The organism is Halobellus sp. MBLA0158 (genome assembly GCF_041477585.1).
Taxonomy (GTDB): Archaea; Halobacteriota; Halobacteria; order Halobacteriales; family Haloferacaceae; genus Haloquadratum; species Haloquadratum rubicundus.
This window is the reverse complement of the sequence record NZ_JBGNYA010000001.1, coordinates 2,240,870-2,263,661: the sequence shown is the minus strand read 5'-3', so window position 1 is coordinate 2,263,661 and position 22,792 is coordinate 2,240,870. Positions and strand designations below refer to the sequence as shown.

Here is a 22,792-nt window from a genome sequence, read left to right as displayed (position 1 = left end):
CCAGTACGCACGGCACGCACTATGGTCACAAACACATCACAGGAGGCGATCGATCTGGACGCTCCCTGGATCTCACAGGAGGATCTCCCGGTGGAGAAGTACCAGATCGTCGACGAAGACGGGGGGTACGACCCCGACGACGTCCCGGACCTAGAGGAAACGGAGTTCCTCGATCTGTACCGCTGGATGCTCGTCGAGAAGCGCTACGCCGAGCGGATGATCAAGCTCCAGCGCCGGGGCCAGATGGGCACGGTCGGCTCCAGCCGCGGTCACGAGGCCAGCATCGTCGGGAGCGGCTACGCCCTCCAGGACGGCGACTGGCTCCTCGGGATGGGCCGAGAGACCAGCGCGATGCTCCAGCGGGGCGTCTCGCTCCGGGACATCATCCTCTTCTGGCGCGGGGTCGAGGACGCCCAGCGCTTCCTGACCGAGCAGAACTGTATGATCGGCATCTCCGTCGGGGGCTACCTCCCGATGACCACCGGCGTCGGCTGGGGGATGAACCTCACCGACACGGACGCGGTCGTCACCGCGCACTTCGGCGACGGCGCGACGAGCACCGGCGCGTTCCACGAAGCGGTGAACTTCGCGGGCGTCCTCGACGCCCCGGCGATCTTCTACTGCCAGAACAATCAGTGGGCCATCTCGACGCCGTTCGAGAAGCAGACGAACGCCAACTCCATCGCGCAACGCGGCCTCGGCTACGGCGTCCACGGCATCCGGGTCGACGGCAACGACGTCCTCGCGGTGTACGACGCGATGCGAGAGGCCAGAGAGCTCGCTCGCGCGGGCCATCCGGTCCTCTTCGAGGCGCTCACCTACCGCACCGAGGGCCACTCCACGAGCGACGACCCCACCGAGTACCGGGGTCGCGAGGAGGTCGAAGAGTGGCTCGAACGCGACCCGATCGAGCGCTACGAGTCGTTCCTCAAATCGGAGGGGCTCTGGGACGCGGTCGACAAGGAGGCGCTCGTCGCCGAGGTCGACGAGGAGTTCTCCGCCGCGGTCGAGGCCGCAGACGCGTACGGCCCCCGTGACGTGGACGAACTGTTCGAGTACGTCTACGAGGACCTGCCGCCGATCCTCCGGGGACAGCTCGACGAGATGGAGGGCGACCTCGAAGACCTCGACGACCTCGAAGCGTACATCGAGCGGCGACCCAAGGGGTGACCAATGGCTGAAACTATCATCAACGCCATCAATATGGCGCTGCGAGAGGAGATGGAACGGGACGACGGAGTCGTCGTCTTCGGCGAGGACGTCGCCGAGACCGGCGGCGTCTTCCGGGCCACCGAAGGCCTGAAAGAGCAGTTCGGCGGCGACCGCGTCGTCGACACGCCGCTGTCGGAGATCGCCATCGCCGGCGGCGCGGTCGGCCTCGCGGTGTTCGGGCTCCGCCCGGTCGCGGAGATCCAGTTCTCGGGGTTCCTGCCCCCGGCGTTCGACCAGCTCGTGACGCACGCCAGCCGGATTCGCTGGCGGACCCGCGGGCAGTGGAGCGCGCCGATGGTCGTCCGGACGCCCTACGGCGCCGGCATCCGCGCCTTGGAGCACCACTCCGAGAGCCTGGAGGGCGCCTACGCCCACGTGCCGGGCCTCCAGGTCGTGATTCCGAGCACGCCTTACGACACGAAGGGGCTTCTCAAGTCGGCGATCCGGAGCCCCGACCCGGTGCTGTTTATGGAGCCGAAGCACATCTACCGCTCCGTCCGGGAGGACGTCCCCGACGACGACTACGAGGTCCCGATCGGCGAGGCCGCCGTGCGTCGCGAGGGCGAAGACGTCACGGTGATCTCCTGGGGAGCGATGATGCAGAAGACCCTCGAAGCGGTCGACCGCATCGACGCCGACGCCGAGGTGATCGACCTCCGGACGATCTCGCCGATGGACCGCGAGACGGTCGTCGAGTCGGTGAAGAAGACCGGCCGCTGTGTCGTCGTCCACGAGGCGCCCTACAGCGGCGGCTGGGCGAGCGAGATCATCGCCACGATCAACGACGAGGTGCTGATGTACCTCGAAGCGCCGGTCGAGCGCATCACCGGCTACGACATCCCGGTGCCGCTCCTGTCGATGGAGGATTACTACATTCCGCACCCGCCGCGGATCGCCGCGGGGATCGAAGACGTCCTCGATTACTGACCGACGCGCGGTTTTCCGCTTTCTGTCGATACCGACGGCTCGCGGGGTATGTGACGGTTCACGAGCAAAGACCGCGTAGCCGGGGGACCGCCTCAGGCCGGCGGACCGAGCGGGCGGACGCCGCGAGGCGGCGTCAGCACCGGTTCTCGGGGATGATGTCCGGGTACTCTTCGAGGACGGTGAACTCGGTGTCCTGACGGGTCGCGCCGACGAAGTTGAGTTCGATCTGGCCGTCGCCCTCGCGGAACTGCGCCGGGCCGAAGATCGACTCCCAGCTCAGGCCGCCGAGCTGGTCGACCATGTCGTCGGGGTTCGTCGAGCCGCCCTGTTCGATCGACTGCGCGATGGCGCGCATCGTCTCGAACCCGCTCCCGCAGGAGGCGTTCGGCAGCAGGTCGCTCTCGGAGGGGTACAGGTCCATGAACGCCTGATTGATCTCGCTCTCGCTGGCGGGGTTGTAGAAGTACGTCCCGTACCAGCCGTCGGCGGTCGCGCCGACGCTGGCCTGCGTGATCTGGTCGACCGGCTTCCCGGAGTTGAACATCATGATCTTCTCGTCCGGCAGGCCGAAGTCCGTCGCCTGATTGATGAGGCGGACGGCCATCCCGGGCGTGAGGACGCCGGTGATCACGTCGGCCTCGCTGTTGGACAGCTCGGAGATGTACGACGAGAGGTCCTGGGTGCCGATCGGCGCGAGCGTGCTGCCGACGACCTCGCCGCCGCGGGAGCTCATCTCCTCGCGGAGCAGCTCGAGGTTGTTCTGTCCGAGCGCGTAGTCCGGCGCGAAGAAGTGGACCTGATCGGGGTTGTAGTCGCGGTCGATGTTCTCCTGCAGGTCGTAGATGAAGTCCACGCCGACGGGCACCGTGTGTCGGTTGCTCACCCAGATGAAGTACGAGTAGTCGGTGCAGTTCTCGCCCTCGCGGGCGTTGACCGAGGACACCTGCGTGGGCAGGATCGGGATCTGGGCCTGGTCCCGGATGTACGGGAGCACCGCCAGCCCGGCCGAGCTGATCGACGGGCCGATGATGGCGTCGACGTCCTCCTGCTCGACGAGCGAGCGGGCGCCTTCGAGCGCGCCGGAGGAACTCCCCTCGGAGTCGCGGGAGACGACCTCGATGCTCTGTCCGAGGATCTCGCCGCCGAGGTGCTCTCGCGCCATCTCGACGCCGCGCTGGACTTCCTGTCCGGTGAGCGCGAACGGACCGCTCAGGGGCGTCAGCAGGCCGACGCGGACGGGGCCGTCGAGCGACGGGCTCGTCGTCGTCCCCGTCTGACCGTCGCCGCCGCCGTCGCCTCCGGACGTCTCCGTATCGCCGCCGCCTCCGCCGTTCCCGCCGCTGGAACAGCCGGCGAGTCCAGCGAGCGTGACGGCGGTCCCGGCGGTCTTGATGAACGTTCGTCGTCGGGTGTTTCGGATCCGGCTACTAGTCTCTTTGGCCATGGCAACGGTTGGCAAGTAGGTGGTGAGACTTAAATAGATTTGGATGTTAATTCCCGATATATTCGATCCGGAACCGAGCGGAGCGCCGTTCGCAGAGGCCACCGCGAACGCGAGGACTGTTTAGTATTCGACGCGCGCCTTCGACTCGATCTGGCCGATCCACTGCCGGTCTTCGAGGTCGCCCTCCTGCCACTCGACCGTCTCCCAGGTGGGGTCGAAGACGAGGTAGCCGCCGGCGTTGAACTCGATCCGGTGGCCGCTGACGGGGTCGCGCACGTAGAGGAACTTCCCGCGGGAGATCGAGTGCTGGCCGATCCCGTCGGTCGGGATGCCGTGTTCGTTCATCGCGTCGTGGGCGTCGAAGAGGTCGTCGGCGGAGTCCACCTTGTAGGCGATGTGGTGCAGCGCGGGGTCGTTCGCGGCCTCTTCGTCTTCGATCACGGCGGCCTCGATCTTGTTGCCGTTGGCGCTGAGGAACGTCCCCCAGCGGGAGCCGTCTTCTCGATTATACCGCTCCTGGACGCGGAAGTTCAGCGCCTCCTTCAGCCACGCGCGGAAGTCGTTGGCCTCGGGGTCCCACAGCTGGACGTGGTCGATCCGCCGCGGCGCGATCGGGTTCGTGGTGGTCCGCGAGTAGGTCTTGTTCTTGAGCTTCGAGCGCCGCTCGGCCGGCGGGTCCGGCTTTTCCATCTCGTGGTAGAACTCGAACTCGTGGCCCGTTGGCGTGGTGAAGCGGAACGCCTCGCCCTGGCCGAGCTCCTCGCCGGCGTCGATCCAGGTCACGTCGATGCCCTCCTCGTCGAGGATCGCCTCGAACTCGCTCAGGTACTCGGGCTTTCGCGTCTGCCAGCCGACGTGGTCGACGCCGGCCTCCTCGGCCTCCGAGAGGACGATCGAGTGGTGGTCGAACTCGTCGACCGCGCGGAGGTACGAGGTGTCGCCCTCGCGTTCGACCTCCTCGAAGCCGACCGCGTCGACGAAAAACTCTAGCGACCCCTCGAGGTCGGGCGTTTCGAGCGCTACGTGACTGAGACGGGCAAGCTCCGGCGACATACACCACGACCTCTCGCGTCGTCCATAATAATTCATTCGACAGTGCGGCCTCCTCGTGCGGTCGCGAGCGTCGCGCGAGCGCCCTCGGCGGGGGCTCGCTTCCTACCGCAGGTGATCGACCGCGTCGAGTCGCTTCGAGAGGACGGACTTGACGGAGGCGAGGTCGCCGCCCATCCGGATGATCTGGTGGCCCTTCTCGACGGCGTCCTCGATGGCGTCGGGGTCGTTTGCGATCACGCCGGTCGGGACGCCGGCGTCGTGGGCGGCCTCGCGGATCTCGGTGATCTGGTTCGCGACGTCGGGGTGGGTCTTGTCGCCGGGGTGGCCCATCTGGACCGAGAGGTCCGAGGGGCCGATGAAGACGAAGCCCAGTTCCGGGACCGAGAGGATCTCGTCGAGTTCGTCGACGGCGGTGGTCTTCTCGATCATCACGCCGATGCAGACCTCCTCGTCTTCGGTCCCGATGTAGCCGTCGCCGGCGAGTCCCCAGGTGCGCGAGCGGCCGCTGGCCATCCCGCGCTCGCCGGGCTCGCCGTCGTACTCGAAGCGGGTCGCTTTGACGGCCTCGCGGACCTCCTCGGCGGTGTCGACCCGCGGGATGAAGACGTTGCGGACGCCGGCGTCGAGCACCTTCCGGATCAGCGAGGGATCGCCGGTCGGGAGGCGGACGAACAGTTCGGTGCCGCCGACGTCGGCCGCGCGGGTCAGTTCCTCGAAGACGGTGCTGTCCCAGGGGCTCGGGCCCATGTGCTCGAAGTCGAGCCAGACGAAGTCGATGCCGAGTTCGCCGTAGATCTCGATCACCGTCGAGGAGAACGTCGACGAGCGCGCGCCGAAGATCACCTCGTCGTTCTCGATCGCGTGTCGGAAGCTGTTGTGCTGGTCCATACGCGACTGATGGGTCAGCGCCCGGGTTATAAATTCCGATGCCGACGCTCCGAGATCGTGACGGCGCCGCGGCTGGCGGCCGTGAAAGAATCGAGGAACTGGGGAGCGAGATTACTCGCTGTCGTCGACGATCTGGAAGCGGCGGCCGTCGGGGTCGCGGAAGTTCGTGATCGTGCGGCCGGTCTCCTCGACGTCGTAGGGGCCGACGATGGAGTCGACGTTCTGGGATTCGAGTTCGTCGGTGATCTCGTCGATGTTGTCGACGGCGAAGGCGATGTGGTTGATACCGGGGACCTCCTCGCCCTCGACGGTGTGGATCTCGAAGAGGGGACCGTCCTCCTCGCCGGGGACGAGCTCGAAGGACTCGCCGTGGTGCTCTGTGGTGCGGAGCTCCTCGTAGCCCAGCTTCTTCAGGAAGTCGGCCATCTCCTCTGCGTCGCTCGCTTCGATCTCGATGTGGTCGATCTCACCGATCATACCCGAAGAGTCGGGTCGGACGCCAGTAAATATTCCGATACACGCAGGACAGTCGACGGGCGAAAACGCCGAAACCGACCGGAGGAGGTCAGTCCTCGCGGTCCTGAATCCGGCCCATCACGCCCTCGGGCAGGAGGAAGATGAACGCGACGAAGAGCACCCCGAGGATGATGAGGTAGCCCTCCGACCAGACGCCGCCGAGGTAGTCCTCCAGGAGCGTCAGGAGGAACGCCGCGATGAAGGGGCCGACGAAGGTGCCGGTGCCGCCGACGACGACCCAGATGATCACCTCGCCGGTGAGCGCGAACTCCATCAGCGACGGGGAGGCGACGCCGACGGTGCCGACGTAGATCGCCCCGGCGACCGCCGAGATGACCGCGGAGATGATCCACGCCAGCAGCTTCTCGCGGTCGGTGTCGTAGCCGAGGTACCGCATCCGGAGCTCGTTCTGCCGCGACGCGTGGAGGATGCTCCCGTAGTCCGAGCGGAGGAGCAGGTAGAGCCCGACCACGAGCGCGCCGACGACGATGAGCGAGAAGTAGTAGAACGGCAGCGTCTCCGCGAGGTTGATGCCGAACACCTCCGGCGGCGACACGTACGCCAGGCCGTTCGAGCCGCCGGTGAACGACGTCGTGACGAACGTGAAGTCGTGGACGATGACGCCGAACGCCATCGTGAACAGCACGAAGTACACCTCGCCGATCCGCCGCTTGATCGGGGCGTAGCCGATGAGGAAGGCGATCGTCGCCGCAAGGACGATCGCGGTCGGGAAGCCGAGCCAGTAGGAGGCGTCGTAGTCGACCACGAGCTTCGCGATGGAGTACGCGCCGATGCCGAAGAAGGCGGCCGGCGCGAGCGTGATCAGCCCCGTGTAGCCGAGCGCGATGTCGACCGAGATGGCGAACAGGCCGAAGATGATGGCCTTCGTGATCAGGCCGACCATGTAGTTCTCGACGCCCATCGGCAGGAAGAGCAGGCCGATCACGAACAGCAGCCCGACCCAGCGGTACCGCTCTTCGCTGAGGTACCGGCGGGCGGAGTCGATGGCGACGCTCATTCGAACACCTCCGGTTTCCCGAAGAAGCCACGCGGTTTGTACAGGATGAACACCATCGCCGCGACGAAGATGCTGATCTCGACGTAGGTCGGTTGGAGCGCCAGCCATCCGAACGCGATGATCTGGCCGACGATCAGGCTGACCAGGAACGAGCCCTTGAAGCTCCCCATCCCGCCGACGATGATGACGAGGAACGCGAGCAGCATGTACGTCATCCCGACGCCGGGCGTCAGCGACGTGATCGGCGCCGTCAGCCCGCCCGCGGCGGCCGCGAGGGCCGACCCGAGCACGAACGTCAGCGTGTACACCTTACTGGAGTCGACCCCGAGGATCTCGGCGGTCTCCGATGCGTTCGCCGTCGCGTGGATCTCCAGGCCGAACCGCGTCTTCGCCAAGAGCGCGCCGACGGCGAGCGCGACGGCGACGCCGACGACGATGACGAACAGCCGGTGGGTGGGGTACGAGACCCCGAGCAGGTCGACCGTCCCCGGGAACGGCGAGGTCAGGCTCCGCGACTGGTCCCCGAACTGGAAGCCGATCAGCTCCTCGATCACCAAGCCGATGCCGAAGGTCCCGAGGAATCCCAAGAGCGGCTCCTCGTAGAGGTGATGCAGGATCGTCCGTTCGAGGACGAGCCCCAGGAGCGAGACGATCAGAATCCCCGAGACGATCCCGATCCAGAAGCTCCCGGTCGCGCCCGTGATGTAGTAGGTGAGATAGCCGCCGAGCGTGACCATCGCCCCGTGCGCGAAGTTGATGAGGCCGATGAGTCCGAAGATCAGCGTCAGCCCGCTGGCGACGAGGAACAGGATCATGCCCCGGCTGATGCCGTTGAGGAGGTAGGTGACGAAGTCGTTCGGCGTCAGAAACAGCGTTTCGACCATCGTGTTCACCGCCCGCGGGTCACGGTGCTGTCCAGTCCAGCGCCCGTCCCGCGTCCGGTTCCTGCTTTCGGATCTTTTATGATCATTCGTCGGTAGCCGGATGGTTACGCCACTGCCTATTATATCTTCTTGTGGCGAGACGCACCCGTCAGCGAACCGAAACCAACGGCGCGTGAACGCCGCGTCTCGCGGCGCCGCTCAGACCGTGAGGTACTCCTCGTGGAGCTCCTCGTCGCCGAGCTCCTCGTTGTCGCCATCGGCGACGATGCGACCGGATTCGATGATGTACCCGCGGTCGATGAGCGGCAGCGTCCGCGTGATGTTCTGCTCGACGAGCAGGACCGCCCGGTTCTGCGTCACGAGGTCGTCGAGCACCTCGACCACCTCGTCGACGATGATGGGCGCGAGCCCCTCCGTCGGCTCGTCGAGGAGCAGGAGGTCGGGGTCGGTGACGAGCCCGCGGCCGATCGCGAGCATCTGCTGTTCGCCGCCCGAGAGGGTCCCGCCGAGCTGGGCCGAGCGCTCGTCGAGCCGCTCGAAGCGGTCGAAGACGTTCGCGATGCGCTCTTCCTGTTCGGCCTCCGAGAGCCCCTTCGGCGTCGCGAGTTCGAGGTTCTCGCGGACCGTCAGGGCGGTGTAGATCTCGCGGTCCTCCGGCACGTACGCGATCTTGTCGCGGATGATCTCGTGGGGGGCCAGCCCGGAGATGTCGCGGTCGCGGAAGCGGACGGTCCCGGTCTTCCTGTCGATACGGTTGACGATGCTCTCGAGGATCGTGGTCTTGCCCATCCCGTTCCGGCCGAAGATGCCGACGACGCCGTTCTCGTCGACCGACAGCGAGACGTCGAAGAGCACCTGGCTCTCGCCGTAGAACGCGTCGAGGTTCTCCACCGTCAGGATGTCACTCACCGAGGTACACCTCCTTTACGTCCTCGTTGCTGACGATCTCCTCGGGCGTCCCCGTCGCGAGCACGCTCCCGTTGTGGAGGACCGTGATCCGGTCTGTGATCCGCCGCACGAGGTCGATGTCGTGTTCGATGATCAGGATGGTGTAGTCGCCGCGGAGGTCCTCGATGATCTCCTCTAGCTCCTCGGTCTCGGAGGTGTTCAGCCCCGCCGCGGGCTCGTCGAAGAGGATCACCTCCGAGTCCATCCCCAGGACGACGCCGATGTCGAGGAAGCGTTTCTCGCCGTGCGAGAGGTTCTTCGCCACCGTGTCGAGCCGCTCGCTCAGGTGGACGCGCTCGGCGATCTCTTCGATCCGCGCTGTGTCTTCGGGGTCGGCGTCGACCACGCTCCGGACGGTCTTCGAGGGGTCCCGGATCGCCAGGTGCAGGTGCTTCCGCACCGTCATCTCGGGGAAGTACTGGACGACCTGGAACGACCGGCCGATCCCGAGGCGGGCGATGTCCGAGGGCGGGCGCCCGACGAGGTCGTCGTCCTTGAAGCGGACGCTCCCGCTCGTCGGTTCCAGTTCGCCGGTGACGAGGTTGACCGTAGTCGTCTTGCCGGCGCCGTTCGGCCCGATGAGACCGTGGATCTCCCCGGCCCGGAGCTCGAAGCTCACGTCCTCGACGGCGACCACCGAGTCGAACTTCTTGGTGAGCCCCTCGATCGAGAGCACGGGCTCGCCTCGCTCAACCGACAACATCGTTCCTCCTCGGTCCGACGGACGCCCCCGGCCGCCGTTCCGGACCCACGCGCGGTGTGTCTGCGGAAATGTGTTCGACCATGCTGAGTTCCTACCGGGGAGGTCTACCTTGACCCGAATAATCTTTTCGGGGACGATTCGACGGATCGGCCGGACGTCCGCGCTACGACGGCCGAATAATGGTAGCTGACTGAAAGAACGCTCCCGCTGAGAGGCGGATCCGGCTCAGTTGAGACGGCTCTGCCGCCACTCCTCGGAGTCGGGGACCTGATTGAAGGTGTAGATGTGGAGCCCGCGGATGCCGTACTCGTCGGCGTGCGGGGCGAGGCCGTCGACGAGCTCGTCGGGTCGGTACCGGCCGCGCGAGCCGATGAACTGCTTGATGAACCCCACGATGCCCGAAGTCTTGCGGAGGAACTTCACGGAGTCGCCGACGCCGACCTTCTGGGAGATGCTCAGGAGCTTCTCGTACTTCATCACGCCGGGGATGCCGACCTCGATCGGGAGGTCGACGCCGCGGTCGCGGATCTCCTCGATCCACTCGAGCACCGCCTCGGGGTCGTAACACAGCTGCGTGGCGATGTAGGTCGCGTACGGCGCCTTCTTGTCCATCGCCTCCGCCAGCGTCTCGTCCGAGAGGAAGTCGTGGCCCTCGGGATAGCCCGTGATGCCGATCTCCTCGAACTCGTAGTCGAGGTCGTCGAGCGCGACGAGCATGTCGTAGGCGGACTCGAACTCGCCGATCGGCTCCTCGCGGTCGCCGCCCGGCACGAAGATGTCCTCGATGCCGACGGCCTTGAGGCGCTCGCAGATCTCAGCCAGGTGGTCGGGGCCGCGGACGTATCGCGCGGAGACGTGCGGGACGACCTCGTAGCCCTCCTGGGCGGCGCGCTCTGCGGCCTCGATGGTCGCCTCCAGTTCCAACTGCGGCGAGGCCGTGATCGTGATGGTCGCGCCGTCGGGGAGGTGTTCGATCTCGTCGTCGAAGCTGTCGAACGGCATCAGCTCGAACCGGGGGTTTTCGAGCAGCGATTCGGCGGTCGTACGCGTCGAAGACGCGGAGAGTCCTTGGGAAGCCATGTGTGGGTAATTAGGGTGTGAGCCCGGTCGCCGTCGCCGGCGTTCCGAGCGGACGATACGCTGTGTGAGCGCTCATCTATGCTCTCTTGGCGCAGGGCCGGCATAAAATTTGCTCTCTATCCGCGCGAGGCCCGGCGCGGGCGGTCCCGATCGGCCCGCGAACCGCCTATCGCGTACCGCTCACCGATTGTCGGCCGTGTACGGGACCGGCGCGACCGTCGCCCGGATCTCGGTCGACTCGTGGCGCTCGACCGCGGGGTTCGCCGAGCCGTCGGGCTCGCCCCAGACGACCGTCACCTCCGTGCCGGGCTCGGCGAGGTCGACGTTGAGGACGGCGAGGGAAAGCATCGTCCGCTCGTTGTAGGTGTAGGCGCCCATCCGCGACGTCCCGACGAGTTCGCCGTCCTTCTCGATGCGGTCGTGGTGGGACGTCGAGCGCCACGGGATCGGCAGCTGGAGGAAGCGCTTCGTCTCGCCGTCGCGGAACAGCGACCCGAACACGTCGATCACGTCGTCGTCGTCCCACTCCAGGGTCACCAGCGTCCGGTCGGGGTCGTCGAGCTCCGCGGCGATCGCCTCCCGCCCGACGAAGTCGTGGTCGAGGTCGACCAGCCGACCGTAGCCGATCTCGACGGGCGTGACGTAGTAGTCGGTGACGTCGTCGGCGTCAAGGCTGCCAGCGATGGAGTAGTAGCCCTCGACGCTTCGCGCGTCGAGCCACTCGCGGTAGTCGCGCATCGACTCGCTGTCGTAGACCGCGGGCAGCGGCATCCCGAGCCAGCCCGAGACGACCGCGGAGCTCCCGTAGCTCATCCCGCCCAGCTGGCGGATGCCGTGTTCCTCGCCCGCCTCGAGGACGAGCCGCTTGATCGCTTCGCCGTCCTCCCAGGGACCCCAGAACTCGAAGCCGGCCTCGCCGGACATCCCGTGCCGCAGGAGCGTCACCTCGCGGCCGTCGATCGTGATGTCGGTGAAGTTGAAGAAGCCGAGGTCCGGGAGCGGCTCGTCCGCCACCGACTGCATTACATCGAGCGCCTTGGGCCCCTGGATCTGGTAGCGGTAGTTCGTCGGCGGCCCGTCGCGAACGCCGGAGGTCTCGTCGCGCTCGGTCGCGACGTCGTAGTCGCCGGTCTCGGCGTGGAACTGCACCCAGTTTGCCGCCTGCGGCGGACCGACGAGCGCGAAGTCGTCCTCGTCGAAGTAAAAGAGGATCCCGTCGCCGATGAAGTAGCCCTCGGGGTTCGCGAGCACCAGCTGCTTGGCCGTGCCGGGTTCGTACCCCTCGAAGCCGTTCACCGCCAGGTCCGAAAACAGTTCCAGCGCGTCGGGGCCTTCGACCCAGAAGTCGACCATGTGGTGTGACTGGTCGGCGAACGAGCAGGTCTCGCGCCACGCGCGCTGTTCTTCGATCCAGGTCGTGTGTTCGTCGGGAACGTTGGGGAAGCCGAACGCGCCGCGGCCCTGCGACCGCAGCATCTCGACGGGCGAATCGACGGATCCGAGCAGGTCTTCCAGGCTTCGTGTACTCATCTGTTCGGGAGACGTTGTCAAGTCCTCTATTAATAGCTTCGCGTCTGTCGCGTCGAATTTGCTGCCGGTGAGCAAAGGTACTTATGTGGTGCGGTAAACATCGGGATGATGTTCGAGTTCGAGTGGAAGTGCGCTTGGGGTGACGCCGACCCCCACGGTATCGCCTACTATCCGAATCTGATCGACGCGATGCACCGCGCCGGCGAGGAACTGATGGACGACCTCGGCGTGGCCTACTGGGACATCCCGGAGGAGTACGGCGTCCACCTGCCGATCGTCTCGATGGACACCGACTTCGAGCGCCCCGTCGAGGTGGGCGACGTGCTCACCATCTCCGTCGAACCCGACGTCGGTAACAAGAGCCTCGGACTCGAATTCACCGCCACCGACGCGGACGGCAACACCCGATTCAGCGCCCGCGAACAACACGTCTGTGTCTCCAAGGCGGACAACAAGCCGGAGCCCCTCCCCGACGAGGTCCGCGACCCCCTCGAATCGGTCCTCGAGTAATTCTGTCCGAACCCGGAACGGCCGAGTCCGCTCTGTCGCCGTCGGAGCCTAACCGAACAGTCAAATATCATTAACATCCGAGATATTCGCTACGTGGAGAGACGGAGCCGACGCGCACGCTCGGCGTGGAGGGCTGTGGGTCACCTCGGGACCGCTCCCGAGCGACGGCGCGAATCGACGGACGGCCGGCCCACGGTCAGTTTCCGTACTGGTAGTTGATGGTGACGGTGTTTGCCATCTCCCGGAGCTTCTGGAGGAGTTCCTCCTGGTAGGACTCGTCCTGGATCCGACCGGTGGGGACGACGATGCCGAAGGAGCCGAGCACGCCGTCCTCGACGAGAATCGGGACCGCCGCCATCCCCATTCCGATGACCTGCTCGTTCCAGTCGACGGCGTAGCCGTCCTCGCGGATCTGTTCCAGTTCCGCTTTCAGTTCGTCGGGATCGGTGATCGTGTACTCGGTCCGCTGTTCGAGCCCGCGCTCGGCGATGATCTCTTCGACGCGCTCGTCCGGCAGATACGCGAGGATGGCTTTCCCCGTCGCGACCGTGTGCATCGGCGTCGCGGCGCCGGTGTAGGTCCCGAGACTCAGCGCTTGGCGGCCCTCTTCCTGGTGGTACACGACCGCTCGGCCGTCGTTTTCGATCGTCAGGCCGACGAGCTCGTCGGTCTCCGAGACGACGCGCTTCATCTCGGGCTTTGCCACCTGGAACAGGCGGTTCCGGTGTTTCATCTTCCCGCCGATCGTGAGGAAGTACGAGCTCAGCCGGTACTCGCCGTCCTCGCGGGTCACATAGCGCGTCTCGCTCAGCGATCGCAGATAGTCGTAGACGGTGCTGTCGGGGAGGTCCATCTGCGTCGCTAGCTCCGAGGGCCCCGCCCCGTCGAGTTCCCAGAGCAGGTCCAGGATCTCGAACGCGCGCGTGACGGTCGTCAGCGATGTCCGATCCGTAGGCATACCTCATCAACGTCTTCGATGATTGTGAACCTTCCGATTTGTTCGGAGAAACGTCCGATTCGACCGTCTCAGGCCCAGGATACGGTGGTTCGCCTCTCCGGGAACACAACCATCCTAAATGATAAGGAAAGTTATCGGTTCGCGCGACTCACTTCGATTCTTTCCAGTGGCTTGTTGTCGTGCGGGGGCACGTCCCAAAGGGTTCGCCATACGCCGCCTCCATAGATCGACCTCGCGTTCGCGACTCAGTCGTTCGTACCCGCTATCGGGGCCCGAACCCATTGAACCGATATATTCGGAGATAAATTCGTTATACGAGAACAAAATATCCCATCTGTACGCGCTATTCGGTCGAGATAACACACGTACTCCTGTGAGTCTCGGCTCCAGGAGTTTCGAATCGGGATCGATAATGCGTGTACGAACGTTATTCTCACGTCGATACCGTCGATCATCCGTTCCGCGAGTCGTCCGGCACTGACCTAAATCGAGCATATCGGATAAGTAAATAATAGTATATGTTATCCCCCACCGATCCGACGCTGTCGCGGCCCGCGCCGATCGTACACGCCCGAGATGGTCTGCGAGGACGAGCGGTGATGCACAACGGTGGCCTCTCAGGTGATCTCGATGCTCGTTCCCCGCTGTGATTCCGTCCCCGCGCTGCTACTCCGTCGCGTTATGGGAGAAGGCTCACAAACGAATCCATAGAAAAACCGAGCATACCGGATGTTATTTTATTATGATATGATCGTGGTTCCCGGTGTATCCCAGGGGGGGTCCCGGGGCAGGCCTCAGGGATCGACCGGGACGTAGCGGTCGAGGACGTCCTCGCCCGCGAAGAGTCGGGTGACGTTCTCCGCGAGCTGGTCGATGTTCCCAGCGCGGCACTCGGCGGTCATCGCCGCGATGTGCGGCGTGAGCACGGCGTTGTCCAGGTCCTGCAGCGGCGAATCGGCCGGGACGGGCTCGTGCTCGAAGACGTCGAGGCCGGCGCCCGCGATGTCACCGTTCCGGAGCGCGTCGACGAGGGCCGCCTCCTCCACGACGGGACCCCGAGAGACGTTCACCAGCAGGGCAGAGGACCGCATCAGATCGAGTTCGGCCTCGCCGATCAGCCCGCGCGTCTCGTCTGTGAGTTCGGGGGTGAGGATCACGACGTCGCTCTCGGCGAGCAGCGTCTCCAGGTCCGTCCGCTCCCCGTGGGCGAGCTCGGCGTCGATGCTCGGAACGTAGGGGTCGGCGACGAGGACGTCGACGTCGAACCCCGAAAAGAGCATTCCCACGCGCTTGCCGACGTTCCCGAAGCCGACGACGCCGACGGTCGACCCCGAGAGCCGCGTCCCGAGCGGGTACTCGTCGCGCCACCGCCCCTCGGCGATGATCTCGCCGGCGACGGGCAGTCGTCGCGCGGTCGCCAGCGTGAGTCCGAGGGCGTGTTCGGCCACAGAGAGCGCGTTGTGGCCGGGCGTGTGGGTGACGGTGATCCCGTTGTCTCGGGCCGCCTCCAGATCGATCGAGTCGATGCCGGTGCCCAGTTTGCCGATCAGCGACAGGTCCGAGGCGCTGTCGAGGACCGCCTTCGTGAGCGGGATCCGAGAGGTGACGAAGGCCACGTCGTAGTCGGCCAGTTCGGTCTCGAGCGTCTCCTCGTCGCCGTCGATGCCGACCGTCACCTCCCAGGAGTCGTCGAGGTGGTCGAGCAACCGCTCGGTGGGTGTGATGTCCTGATCGACGATGGCTCGTGTCATATCTCTCCGAAGCCCCCCGGGGTACTTTGCAGTTTCTGGATTCGATCGGCTGCCCAGGGCTCCTCGATCGTGTTGATGCCGAGGCTCGTTGCCGTCGACTCGTCGAAAAGGGAACCGAAAACGTGGGAACCCGAACCGGGAGTGGGACAGACGTCAGGTTCGGACCGGACTGGTCAGTCTGTGGGGGATTACCGCTTGTCTTCGCTGTACGGCGCGTTCGCGACCGTCGCCGTGACTTCCTTCTGGGCGTGGCGCTCGACGCGCTTGTTGTCGTTGTCCTCGGGGTCGCCCCAGACCAGGGTGACTTCCGTGCCGGGCTCGGCGTACTCGGTGTCGATGACGGCGAGCGAGAGGAACTCACGCTCGTTGTAGATGTAGGACTTGTCCGTCGAGACGCCGATGTGCTCGCCGTCCTTCAGGACCTCGTCGTACGGGCACGCGGCCGACCGCGGGTGCGGGAAGTCCATGTACTGGTAGGTCTCGCCCTCGCGGAACAGCGACGCGAAGATGTCGACCATGTCGTCTTCGTCCCATTCGAGGGTGACCTTCTTCCGGTCGGGGTCTTCGACCTCGTCCTCGAGGGCCTCCGCGCCCACGAAGTCGTGGTCGAAGTTGATGATGTGGCCGTAGCCGAGTTCGACCGGGGTGAAGTAGTAGTCGGTGATGTCGTCGGAGTCGAAGCTCCCGCCGATCGAGAGCAGGCCGTCGCCGACGTCGAGCCACTCGAGGTAGTCCTCCATCCCTTCCTCGAAGATGGCCGGGACGACGAGCGGGATCCAGCCGAGGATCGCGTTCGGCGTCTGGTAGGCCTCGGCGCCGAGGTGCTTGATGTCGTACTCCTCGCCGGCCTCCATCACGGCCTCCTTGACCTTCTCGCTGTCCTCGTAGTCGCCCCAGAACTCGAAGCCGGGCTCGCCGGCCATCCCGTGGCGGAGGAGCTTGGCGTCGACGCCGTCGATGGAGATGTCGCCGAAGTTGAAGAAGCCGAGGTCGGGGATCTCGTCGTCGACGGCCTCTTCCATCACCTTGATCGCTTCCGGACCCTGGACCTGGAAGCGGAAGTTGTTCGGGTCGTCTCCGGTCTGGACCGGACGTCCCTGGATGTGTCCGTCGACGTCGTAGTCGCCCGTCTCGATCTGGTACTGGAGCCAGTTGTGGGCGGGGCGGCTGCCGACGCTCAGGAATTTGTCCTCTTCGAGGTGGAACCAGATCGCGTCGCCGATGTAGTTGCCGTTGGGGTTGGCGACGACGAGCTGCTTCGCCTTGCCGGGCTCGGTGTTCTCGAAGCTGTTGACCGCGAAGTCCTTGTAGAGGTCGAGCGCGTCGGGGCCCTCGACGTAGTGGTCGGTCATGTGATACGACTGGTCGGCGAAGGCGACGCTCTCGCGCCAGGACCGCTGCTCTTCGATCCAGTTTGTGATCTCGTCGGGGACCTTGGTGAACTGTCCGACGCCCAGGTCACGGGTGAGTTCGACGGGACTGCCGGCCTTTTCGACGGCCTCTGCCATACTATCGCTGAAGGACCACGCTCTTTCGCTCATTGTAGTATTCCACCTTAGTGGAATATCGTATCCTACTTAAGATTTAGGTAGTAGGCCCGTCGGAATTCAAGATTCTGGTATATTATATAAATATTGGCTTTACCTTCAAACAAGAGATGTGTGATCTATCCTCATACACGGGTCGGCGTCGACGTCCGATCCGAGAGGAAAACAGAGAACACGGAAAAAGCGGAGCAAACGGAGAAACCGACCGTCGGTGCCCGTTACGTGAGGTCTTCGTTCTTCGCGCTCAGCCGATCGAGCTTCCCGGTGGAGGTCCGCGGCAGCGACTCGTCGACGAAGTGGTACTCCCGCGGTCGTTCCATCCGCGCGAGGTTGTCGCTCTCCAAACACCACTCGTCGAGCTCCTCGGCGGTCAGGTCGGGATCGGAGGCGTAGACGTACGCGGTCACCTTCTCCCCGTACTCCTCGTCTTCGACGCCGACGATTGCGGACTCGTTGACGCCGGGATGGGCGTTGAGCCGCTCTTCGATCGGCGAGGGGTACACCTTGATCCCCTTGGACAGGATCATCAGGTCGGTGCGGCCCTCCAGGTAGATGAAGCCGTCCTCGTCGCGGTAGCCGAGGTCGCCGGAGTACCACCAGCCGTCCTCGAACACCTCTTCGGTCTTGTCGGTGCGCTCCCACGCCCAGACCGGACAGTCGGGCGCGCGGACGGCGATCTCGCCGACCTCGCCGGTCGGCTTTACGTCCTCGTAGGTGCCGTCCTCGTCGATGATCCGGATCTCGACCCCGGGGACGGGCTTGCCGACGCTCTCGACGCGCTCTTCTGTGAGTTCGGGGTCTTCCATCACGGTCGCGTACGCCTCCGTGGCGGCGTAGGAGTTCTTCACGACGCCACAGATGTTCTCTCTGAGCCGCCGCAGCGTCGTCGCGTCGAGGACCTCGCCCGCGGACATGATGGCGTTGAGCGAACTCAGGTCGTAGTCGTTGAGGTCGTCGAGGTTGAGGATCTCGCGCCACATCGTCGGGACCAAGAGGGCGGAGGTGAGCTCGTGCTCCTGGATCATCTCCAAGTAGTCTTCGGGGTCCCACGAGCTGAGGAAGTAGGTGGTCGCCCCGGAGACGAGCGCCGGCAACACCACCGAGTACCACGCGGCGAAGGAGGGAGTGAACACGTGGGGCTGTCTCGCGGGGCGGTTGAGTTCGTAGACGCTGACCAGGGCGTTGGCGCGGAAGTAGAGCCCGCGGTTCGTGTGACACCAGCCCTTGGGCTCGCCGGTGGTACCCGAGGTCCACATCACGACCGCGGTATCTTCTTCGCGCATGCGGACGTCCGGTTCGGTCTTCGACTGGCCGTCGAGGAACGGCTCCATCCCGACCTCGTAGTCGGTCGTCGCGGATCCGGTGTTGACGACGACGTCGATGTCCGAGGTGATCTTGTCCTTCAGGCGCTCCTCGTAGGTCTCGGCCGTCACCTCGTCGACGACGAGCACCTTCGGCCGCAGCGAGTCGATGCAGTGTTTGAGCGTGTTCGGCGACGCCCGGATGTGGAGATTCGAGACCGTACATCCGGCCTTCAGTCCGCCGTTCCAGAGAACCGTGTGTTCGAGGGAGTTCTCACAGAGGAGGGCGATGCGATCTCCCGGTCCCGCATACTGCTGGAAGGCGTTCGCCGCCTGATTGCTTCGCTCGTCGAACTCCCGCCAGGTCAGCGTCTCGCCGTCGGTGCCGTTCCCGAACGCAACCTTGTCCGGGTTGTTCTCGGCCGCGATCCGGGACAGATCCTTCACTGCCGGCACCTCGACGGTCGAACTGTGGTGCATATCCAAAACTGTCGCGTTCATCTACCTTATAATTTGAGAAAGTATGACAGAGTCCGTTTCGACGGGAATCTCGGTCGTTGCCGGGGTCAGCCACGGCATCCGTCCACAGCTGGATCGGCCGTCAAAAACATTTTAATATGGCAACAGTCCGTTCTACCTCGACGATCAATTCGGGCCGAGAAATCGACTTCACGCTTGGTAGGCGTTAGCGAGTGTTCTTCGAATGTGAAAATAGAAACAGAACAATATAGTTATGGAAATTTGAAGCTACCAGATTAAATATTTCTAATACTGGTCTGAATTGCATATAAAAACAATCTTAATACAATACAGTAAAATAAGTAAGATAAAAACTATAGTACTATATCTTATATATTATTCAAATCACGCGCTCGTGCGCAACCGACTGCCGCCCGCGAAAGTGTTTTTGTTCGATGCGTACAATATCGTGGCACCCGCGCGAATCGGCGCGGCTCTCACCCCTATGACCTCACACCCCGACGACGAGTGGCGGACGGAACTCCTGCGGAACCGCGAACGGAAGGAGCGGTACTTCCGGGAGAATCAGCGTTCGCCGATCCCGCCGGAGCTCCGCGGCGACGACTTCCCTGGGCTCGACTACTACGAGCCCGACCCCGACTACCGATTCGAGCTCGGGCTGCGGCGGTACGACGAGCCGGAGCCCGTCACCGTCGAGACCACCGCCGACGGCGAGCAGACCTACCGCCGCGTCGGTCGCTTCGAGTTCGAGATCGACGGGACAGAAATGTCTCTCGACGCCTTCGAGCCGACCGACGGGAGCGACCGGCTGTGGGTCCCCTTCCGCGACGTCACGAGCGGTGAGGAGACCTACGGCGCCGGCCGCTACGTCGACCTCGAACCCGGGCCGGACCGGCGGGACGACGGCACCTGGGTCCTGGATCTGAATCGGGCGTACAGCCCCACCTGCGCGTACAACCCCGCGTACGAGTGCCCGCTCGTCCCGCCGTCGAACTGGCTCGACGTGCGGATCGAGGCCGGCGAACGCGACTTTCCGGCCGACGTTTATGAACACGAGCACGCGTAGATCCCCTCGGATGGACGTCAGGCGTGGTCGCATCAGAGACCGCGGCGACCGGTCCGACGAGCATCCCGCCGCCGACGGCATCCCCCGACCGCCGGGCGTTTTATTGCCGCTCCCGATCGACTTCGCTTGGTGATCAATGATGGGCGTCGCGACCGACGAGATCCGGGTGCTCCACGTCGACGACGATCCGGATTTCGTCGAGATGGCGGCGACGTTTCTCCAACGGGCCGACGACCGCCTGTCCGTTCGGGCGGTGACGACCCCGGGGGAGGCGCTCGCCCGTCTCGACGACGACCCGGACGCGATCGACTGCGTCGTCTCCGACCACGATATGCCGGAGCGCGACGGGATCGAACTGCTCCGAGCGGTCCGCGAGGACCACCCCGACCTGCCCTTCATCCTCTTTACGGGCAAGGGCTCCGAGGAGATCGCGAGCAAGGCCATCTCGGCCGACGTGACGGACTACCTCCAGAAAGAGCCGGGGACGGACCAGTACGCGGTTCTGGCGAACCGGATCGCGAACGCCGTCGAACACTACCGGTCGCAGGCCGCGCTGGCCGAGCGAAACCGTGAGCTCCGCAGCTACGAGCGGATGATAAACACGATGCACGAGTCAGCGTGCATCTACGACGCCGAGGGCCGCTTTCGGATGGTGAATCAGTACCTGGCCGACTGGTACGGGACCAGCCGGGAGGCCCTCGAAGGGGAGATGAGCGGGCTCATCCCCCACATCAGGTCCGTCTCGGAGGGCGATCCGTACCAGGAGCTCCTCGACGGCGAGCGCGACGAACTGCTGGGGGAGGTGGAGGCGGACTTCCCCGAGCACGGGCGGGCCATCGTCGAGTACCGGCTGACGCCGCTCGACGTCGACGGGTCGATCGAGGGCGTCGTCGCCGTCGCCCGGGACATCACGAAGCACCGCGATCGCGAGCGGGAGCTCGTGCGGATCCGGGACCTGCTGGACGAGACCGAGCGGCTCGCGGGCGTCGGCGGCTGGGAGATCGACGCCGAGACCCGTGAACTGTCCTGGACGGATCACCTCTCTGAACTCCTCGCTCTCGACCCCGGAGACAGCCCGTCGCTGTCGGACGTCCTTGAGGCCCTCCGGGATGCGGACCGCGCCCGCGTCGAAGGCGCCATCGAGCGGGCGTTCGACTCGGGCGAGCCGTTCGACGTCGAAGCGCGGACGGCCGGCGACGACCACCGGTGGCTCCAGTTCCACGGCGAGCCGAAGACGGCCGACGGCGCGGTGACGTCCCTCAGAGGCGCCGTCCACGACGTCACCGAGTACCGCCGCCGGGAGCGGGAGCTCGAACAGGCCCGCGCCGAGTACGAGGAGCTGTTCAACGGGATGAACGACGCCGCCTGGGTCATCGACACGGATATGAACTTCCTCGCGGTCAACGACGCGGCCGTCGAACGCACCGGCTACTCCCGCGAGGAGCTGCTCTCGATGCGCCCCCACGACATCGACGCGGGGACCGATCCCGCGGAGATCACCCGGCTCATCGAGACGATGCCGGAAGACGAGATCCAGATGGTCGAGACCGTCCGGGAGACGAAAGACGGCGAGACGATCCCCGTCGAGATCAGCTCGAGCCTCATCACCTACGAGGGCGAGACCGCCATCCTCAGCATCAGCCGCGATATCTCGAACCGGAAGCGGCGCGAAAAGCAGCTCGAAGAGTTCGCCTCGGTCGTCAGCCACGACCTCCGGAATCCCCTGAACGTCGCCTCGGGCCGGCTCGAACTCGGGATGCGCGAGTGCGACAGCGAACACCTCGCCCACGTCGCTCGCGCCCACGAGAGAATGCAGACGCTGATCGACGAGCTCCTGACGATGGCGCGGAGCGACCAGCCCGTCACCGACCGCTCGCCGGTCGACCTCTCGACGCTGCTCGACCGGAGTTGGCAGAGCGTCCAGACGGGGTCGGCGACGCTCGACTCCCGCACAGACCGGGTCGTCCGCGCGGACCAGTCGCGACTCCAGCAACTCCTGGAGAACCTCATCCGCAACGCGGTCGAACACGGCGGCGAGGACGTCACCGTGACGGTCGGCGACCTCGACGACGGTTTCTACGTCGCAGACGACGGGCCGGGGATCCCGCCCGACGAGCGCGAGAAGGTGTTCGAGACCGGCTACTCCACCTCCTCGAAGGGCGTCGGGTTCGGGCTGAGCATCGTCGCGCAGGTGGTCTCGGCCCACGACTGGCAGATCAAAGCGACCGAGAGCGACGACGGCGGCGCGCGGTTCGAGATCACCGGCGTCGAGTTCGCGGACTGACCCCGGAGACGACTGAGCGCGCTCGGCGGGGAGAAACCGATATGTGTCCCTCACGAGAAGGGACGCGTATGAGCGAATCTCGGGGGAACGACTCGACGGGGGACGTCGGCACCACGGACACGCGCGAGCAGATTATGGAGGCCACCTTCCGGGCCGTGAGCGAGCACGGCTACAAGGACCTCCGGATGCGGGACATCGGCGCGGAGATGGACCTCTCCCGGCAGGTGATCCACTACCACTACGACGGCAAGTACGATCTCCTCTCGTCGTTCCTCGAATACGTCATCGAACAGTACGAGGGAAGCGTCGAGGTCGAGCCCGACACCGACCCGAAAACCGAACTCGACGCCCGGATCGACCGGTGTCTCCTGGGGCCGGAGTTCGACGAGTTCTCCCACTGGGACCGGATGAAGGTGTACCACGAGCTGTTCGCCTACGCCCAGAACGACGAGGAACACCGCGAGATCTTCAACGACCACTACGACCACATCCGCGACAGCATCGTCACGGTGGTCGAAGCCGGCATCGAGTCGGGGGCGTTCCGCGACGTCGACGCCGACCTGATGGGCCAGCTCATCACCGACGTGATCCACGCCGCGCGCGAGCGGCGGCTGGCGCTCGGCCACGAAAACGCGCCGGCGGAGGCCCGCCGGGCTATCGACGAGTTCGTCTACGATTCGCTTCTCGCCTGA

General features: G+C 65.2%; 20 protein-coding genes. 6 read left to right on the top strand and 14 right to left on the bottom strand.

Annotation, left to right across the window (positions count from 1 at the left end; translation table 11 throughout):
* Positions 1-21 precede the first annotated feature (21 nt).
* Together OS889_RS11585 and OS889_RS11580 are read left to right on the top strand one after the other, a co-directional pair.
* On the top strand, positions 22-1,170 hold the full coding sequence (locus tag OS889_RS11585) for a thiamine pyrophosphate-dependent enzyme (RefSeq protein WP_372389986.1): 1,149 nt from the start codon (positions 22-24) through the stop codon (positions 1,168-1,170).
* A gap of 3 nt (positions 1,171-1,173) precedes the next feature.
* The gene (locus tag OS889_RS11580) at positions 1,174-2,139 is read left to right on the top strand and encodes an alpha-ketoacid dehydrogenase subunit beta (RefSeq protein ID WP_372389985.1); all 966 of its coding nucleotides are present in this window, start codon (positions 1,174-1,176) and stop codon (positions 2,137-2,139) included.
* A 133-nt stretch (positions 2,140-2,272) separates the two neighbouring features.
* Here the strand turns inward: OS889_RS11580 and OS889_RS11575 are convergent, their stop codons facing one another.
* From OS889_RS11575 to OS889_RS11530, 10 genes are all read right to left on the bottom strand, one after another.
* Positions 2,273-3,583 (bottom strand): ABC transporter substrate-binding protein, encoded by a 1,311-nt coding sequence (locus OS889_RS11575; RefSeq protein ID WP_372389983.1) that lies wholly within the window; start codon positions 3,581-3,583, stop codon positions 2,273-2,275.
* Between the two features lie 120 nt (positions 3,584-3,703).
* Positions 3,704-4,636, bottom strand: a complete 933-nt coding sequence (locus tag OS889_RS11570; protein ID WP_372389981.1) for a VOC family protein — start codon at positions 4,634-4,636, stop codon at positions 3,704-3,706.
* 102 nt (positions 4,637-4,738) lie between these two features.
* Entirely contained in the window at positions 4,739-5,524 is a 786-nt protein-coding gene (locus OS889_RS11565; protein ID WP_372389980.1) for an HpcH/HpaI aldolase family protein, read from the bottom strand.
* 111 nt (positions 5,525-5,635) lie between these two features.
* Positions 5,636-6,001 carry a VOC family protein gene (locus OS889_RS11560; RefSeq protein WP_372389978.1) on the bottom strand — a complete coding sequence of 122 codons (366 nt, stop codon included), beginning with the start codon at positions 5,999-6,001 and terminating at the stop codon, positions 5,636-5,638.
* 88 nt (positions 6,002-6,089) lie between these two features.
* Positions 6,090-7,058 carry a branched-chain amino acid ABC transporter permease gene (locus OS889_RS11555; protein WP_372389976.1) on the bottom strand — a complete coding sequence of 323 codons (969 nt, stop codon included), beginning with the start codon at positions 7,056-7,058 and terminating at the stop codon, positions 6,090-6,092.
* Entirely contained in the window at positions 7,055-7,942 is an 888-nt protein-coding gene (locus OS889_RS11550) for a branched-chain amino acid ABC transporter permease (RefSeq protein ID WP_372389974.1), read from the bottom strand. Before OS889_RS11550 ends, OS889_RS11555 begins: the two co-directional genes overlap by 4 nt.
* Positions 7,943-8,140: 198 nt before the next feature.
* Entirely contained in the window at positions 8,141-8,851 is a 711-nt protein-coding gene (locus OS889_RS11545; RefSeq protein WP_372389973.1) for an ABC transporter ATP-binding protein, read from the bottom strand.
* On the bottom strand, positions 8,844-9,590 hold the full coding sequence (locus tag OS889_RS11540; RefSeq protein WP_372389972.1) for an ABC transporter ATP-binding protein: 747 nt from the start codon (positions 9,588-9,590) through the stop codon (positions 8,844-8,846). Before OS889_RS11540 ends, OS889_RS11545 begins: the two co-directional genes overlap by 8 nt.
* A gap of 228 nt (positions 9,591-9,818) precedes the next feature.
* Positions 9,819-10,673, bottom strand: a complete 855-nt coding sequence (locus OS889_RS11535) for a methylenetetrahydrofolate reductase (RefSeq protein WP_372389971.1) — start codon at positions 10,671-10,673, stop codon at positions 9,819-9,821.
* Positions 10,674-10,853: 180 nt separating this feature from the next.
* Positions 10,854-12,203 carry an aminomethyl transferase family protein gene (locus OS889_RS11530; protein WP_372389970.1) on the bottom strand — a complete coding sequence of 450 codons (1,350 nt, stop codon included), beginning with the start codon at positions 12,201-12,203 and terminating at the stop codon, positions 10,854-10,856.
* A gap of 108 nt (positions 12,204-12,311) precedes the next feature.
* On the opposite strand from OS889_RS11530, the gene OS889_RS11525 reads away from it, so the two are divergent.
* On the top strand, positions 12,312-12,713 hold the full coding sequence (locus OS889_RS11525; protein WP_372389969.1) for an acyl-CoA thioesterase: 402 nt from the start codon (positions 12,312-12,314) through the stop codon (positions 12,711-12,713).
* 196 nt (positions 12,714-12,909) lie between these two features.
* Here the strand turns inward: OS889_RS11525 and OS889_RS11520 are convergent, their stop codons facing one another.
* The 4 genes from OS889_RS11520 to OS889_RS11505 form a co-directional block, all read right to left on the bottom strand.
* Positions 12,910-13,671 carry an IclR family transcriptional regulator gene (locus OS889_RS11520; RefSeq protein ID WP_372389967.1) on the bottom strand — a complete coding sequence of 254 codons (762 nt, stop codon included), beginning with the start codon at positions 13,669-13,671 and terminating at the stop codon, positions 12,910-12,912.
* A gap of 794 nt (positions 13,672-14,465) precedes the next feature.
* The gene (locus tag OS889_RS11515) at positions 14,466-15,422 is read right to left on the bottom strand and encodes an NAD(P)-dependent oxidoreductase (protein WP_372389966.1); all 957 of its coding nucleotides are present in this window, start codon (positions 15,420-15,422) and stop codon (positions 14,466-14,468) included.
* Between the two features lie 188 nt (positions 15,423-15,610).
* On the bottom strand, positions 15,611-16,963 hold the full coding sequence (locus OS889_RS11510; protein WP_372389965.1) for an aminomethyl transferase family protein: 1,353 nt from the start codon (positions 16,961-16,963) through the stop codon (positions 15,611-15,613).
* A 224-nt stretch (positions 16,964-17,187) separates the two neighbouring features.
* Complete coding sequence (locus OS889_RS11505) at positions 17,188-18,750, bottom strand: class I adenylate-forming enzyme family protein (RefSeq protein WP_372389964.1); 1,563 nt, start codon at positions 18,748-18,750, stop codon at positions 17,188-17,190.
* A gap of 484 nt (positions 18,751-19,234) precedes the next feature.
* Here OS889_RS11505 and OS889_RS11500 point away from each other — a divergent pair, with 484 nt between their 5' ends.
* From OS889_RS11500 to OS889_RS11490, 3 genes are all read left to right on the top strand, one after another.
* Positions 19,235-19,816, top strand: coding sequence for a DUF1684 domain-containing protein (locus OS889_RS11500; RefSeq protein ID WP_372389962.1), 582 nt, complete (start codon positions 19,235-19,237; stop codon positions 19,814-19,816).
* 139 nt (positions 19,817-19,955) lie between these two features.
* Entirely contained in the window at positions 19,956-22,100 is a 2,145-nt protein-coding gene (locus tag OS889_RS11495; RefSeq protein WP_372389960.1) for a PAS domain S-box protein, read from the top strand.
* Between the two features lie 68 nt (positions 22,101-22,168).
* Positions 22,169-22,792: a TetR/AcrR family transcriptional regulator gene (locus OS889_RS11490; RefSeq protein ID WP_372389958.1), complete on the top strand. Its 624-nt coding sequence runs from the start codon at positions 22,169-22,171 to the stop codon at positions 22,790-22,792.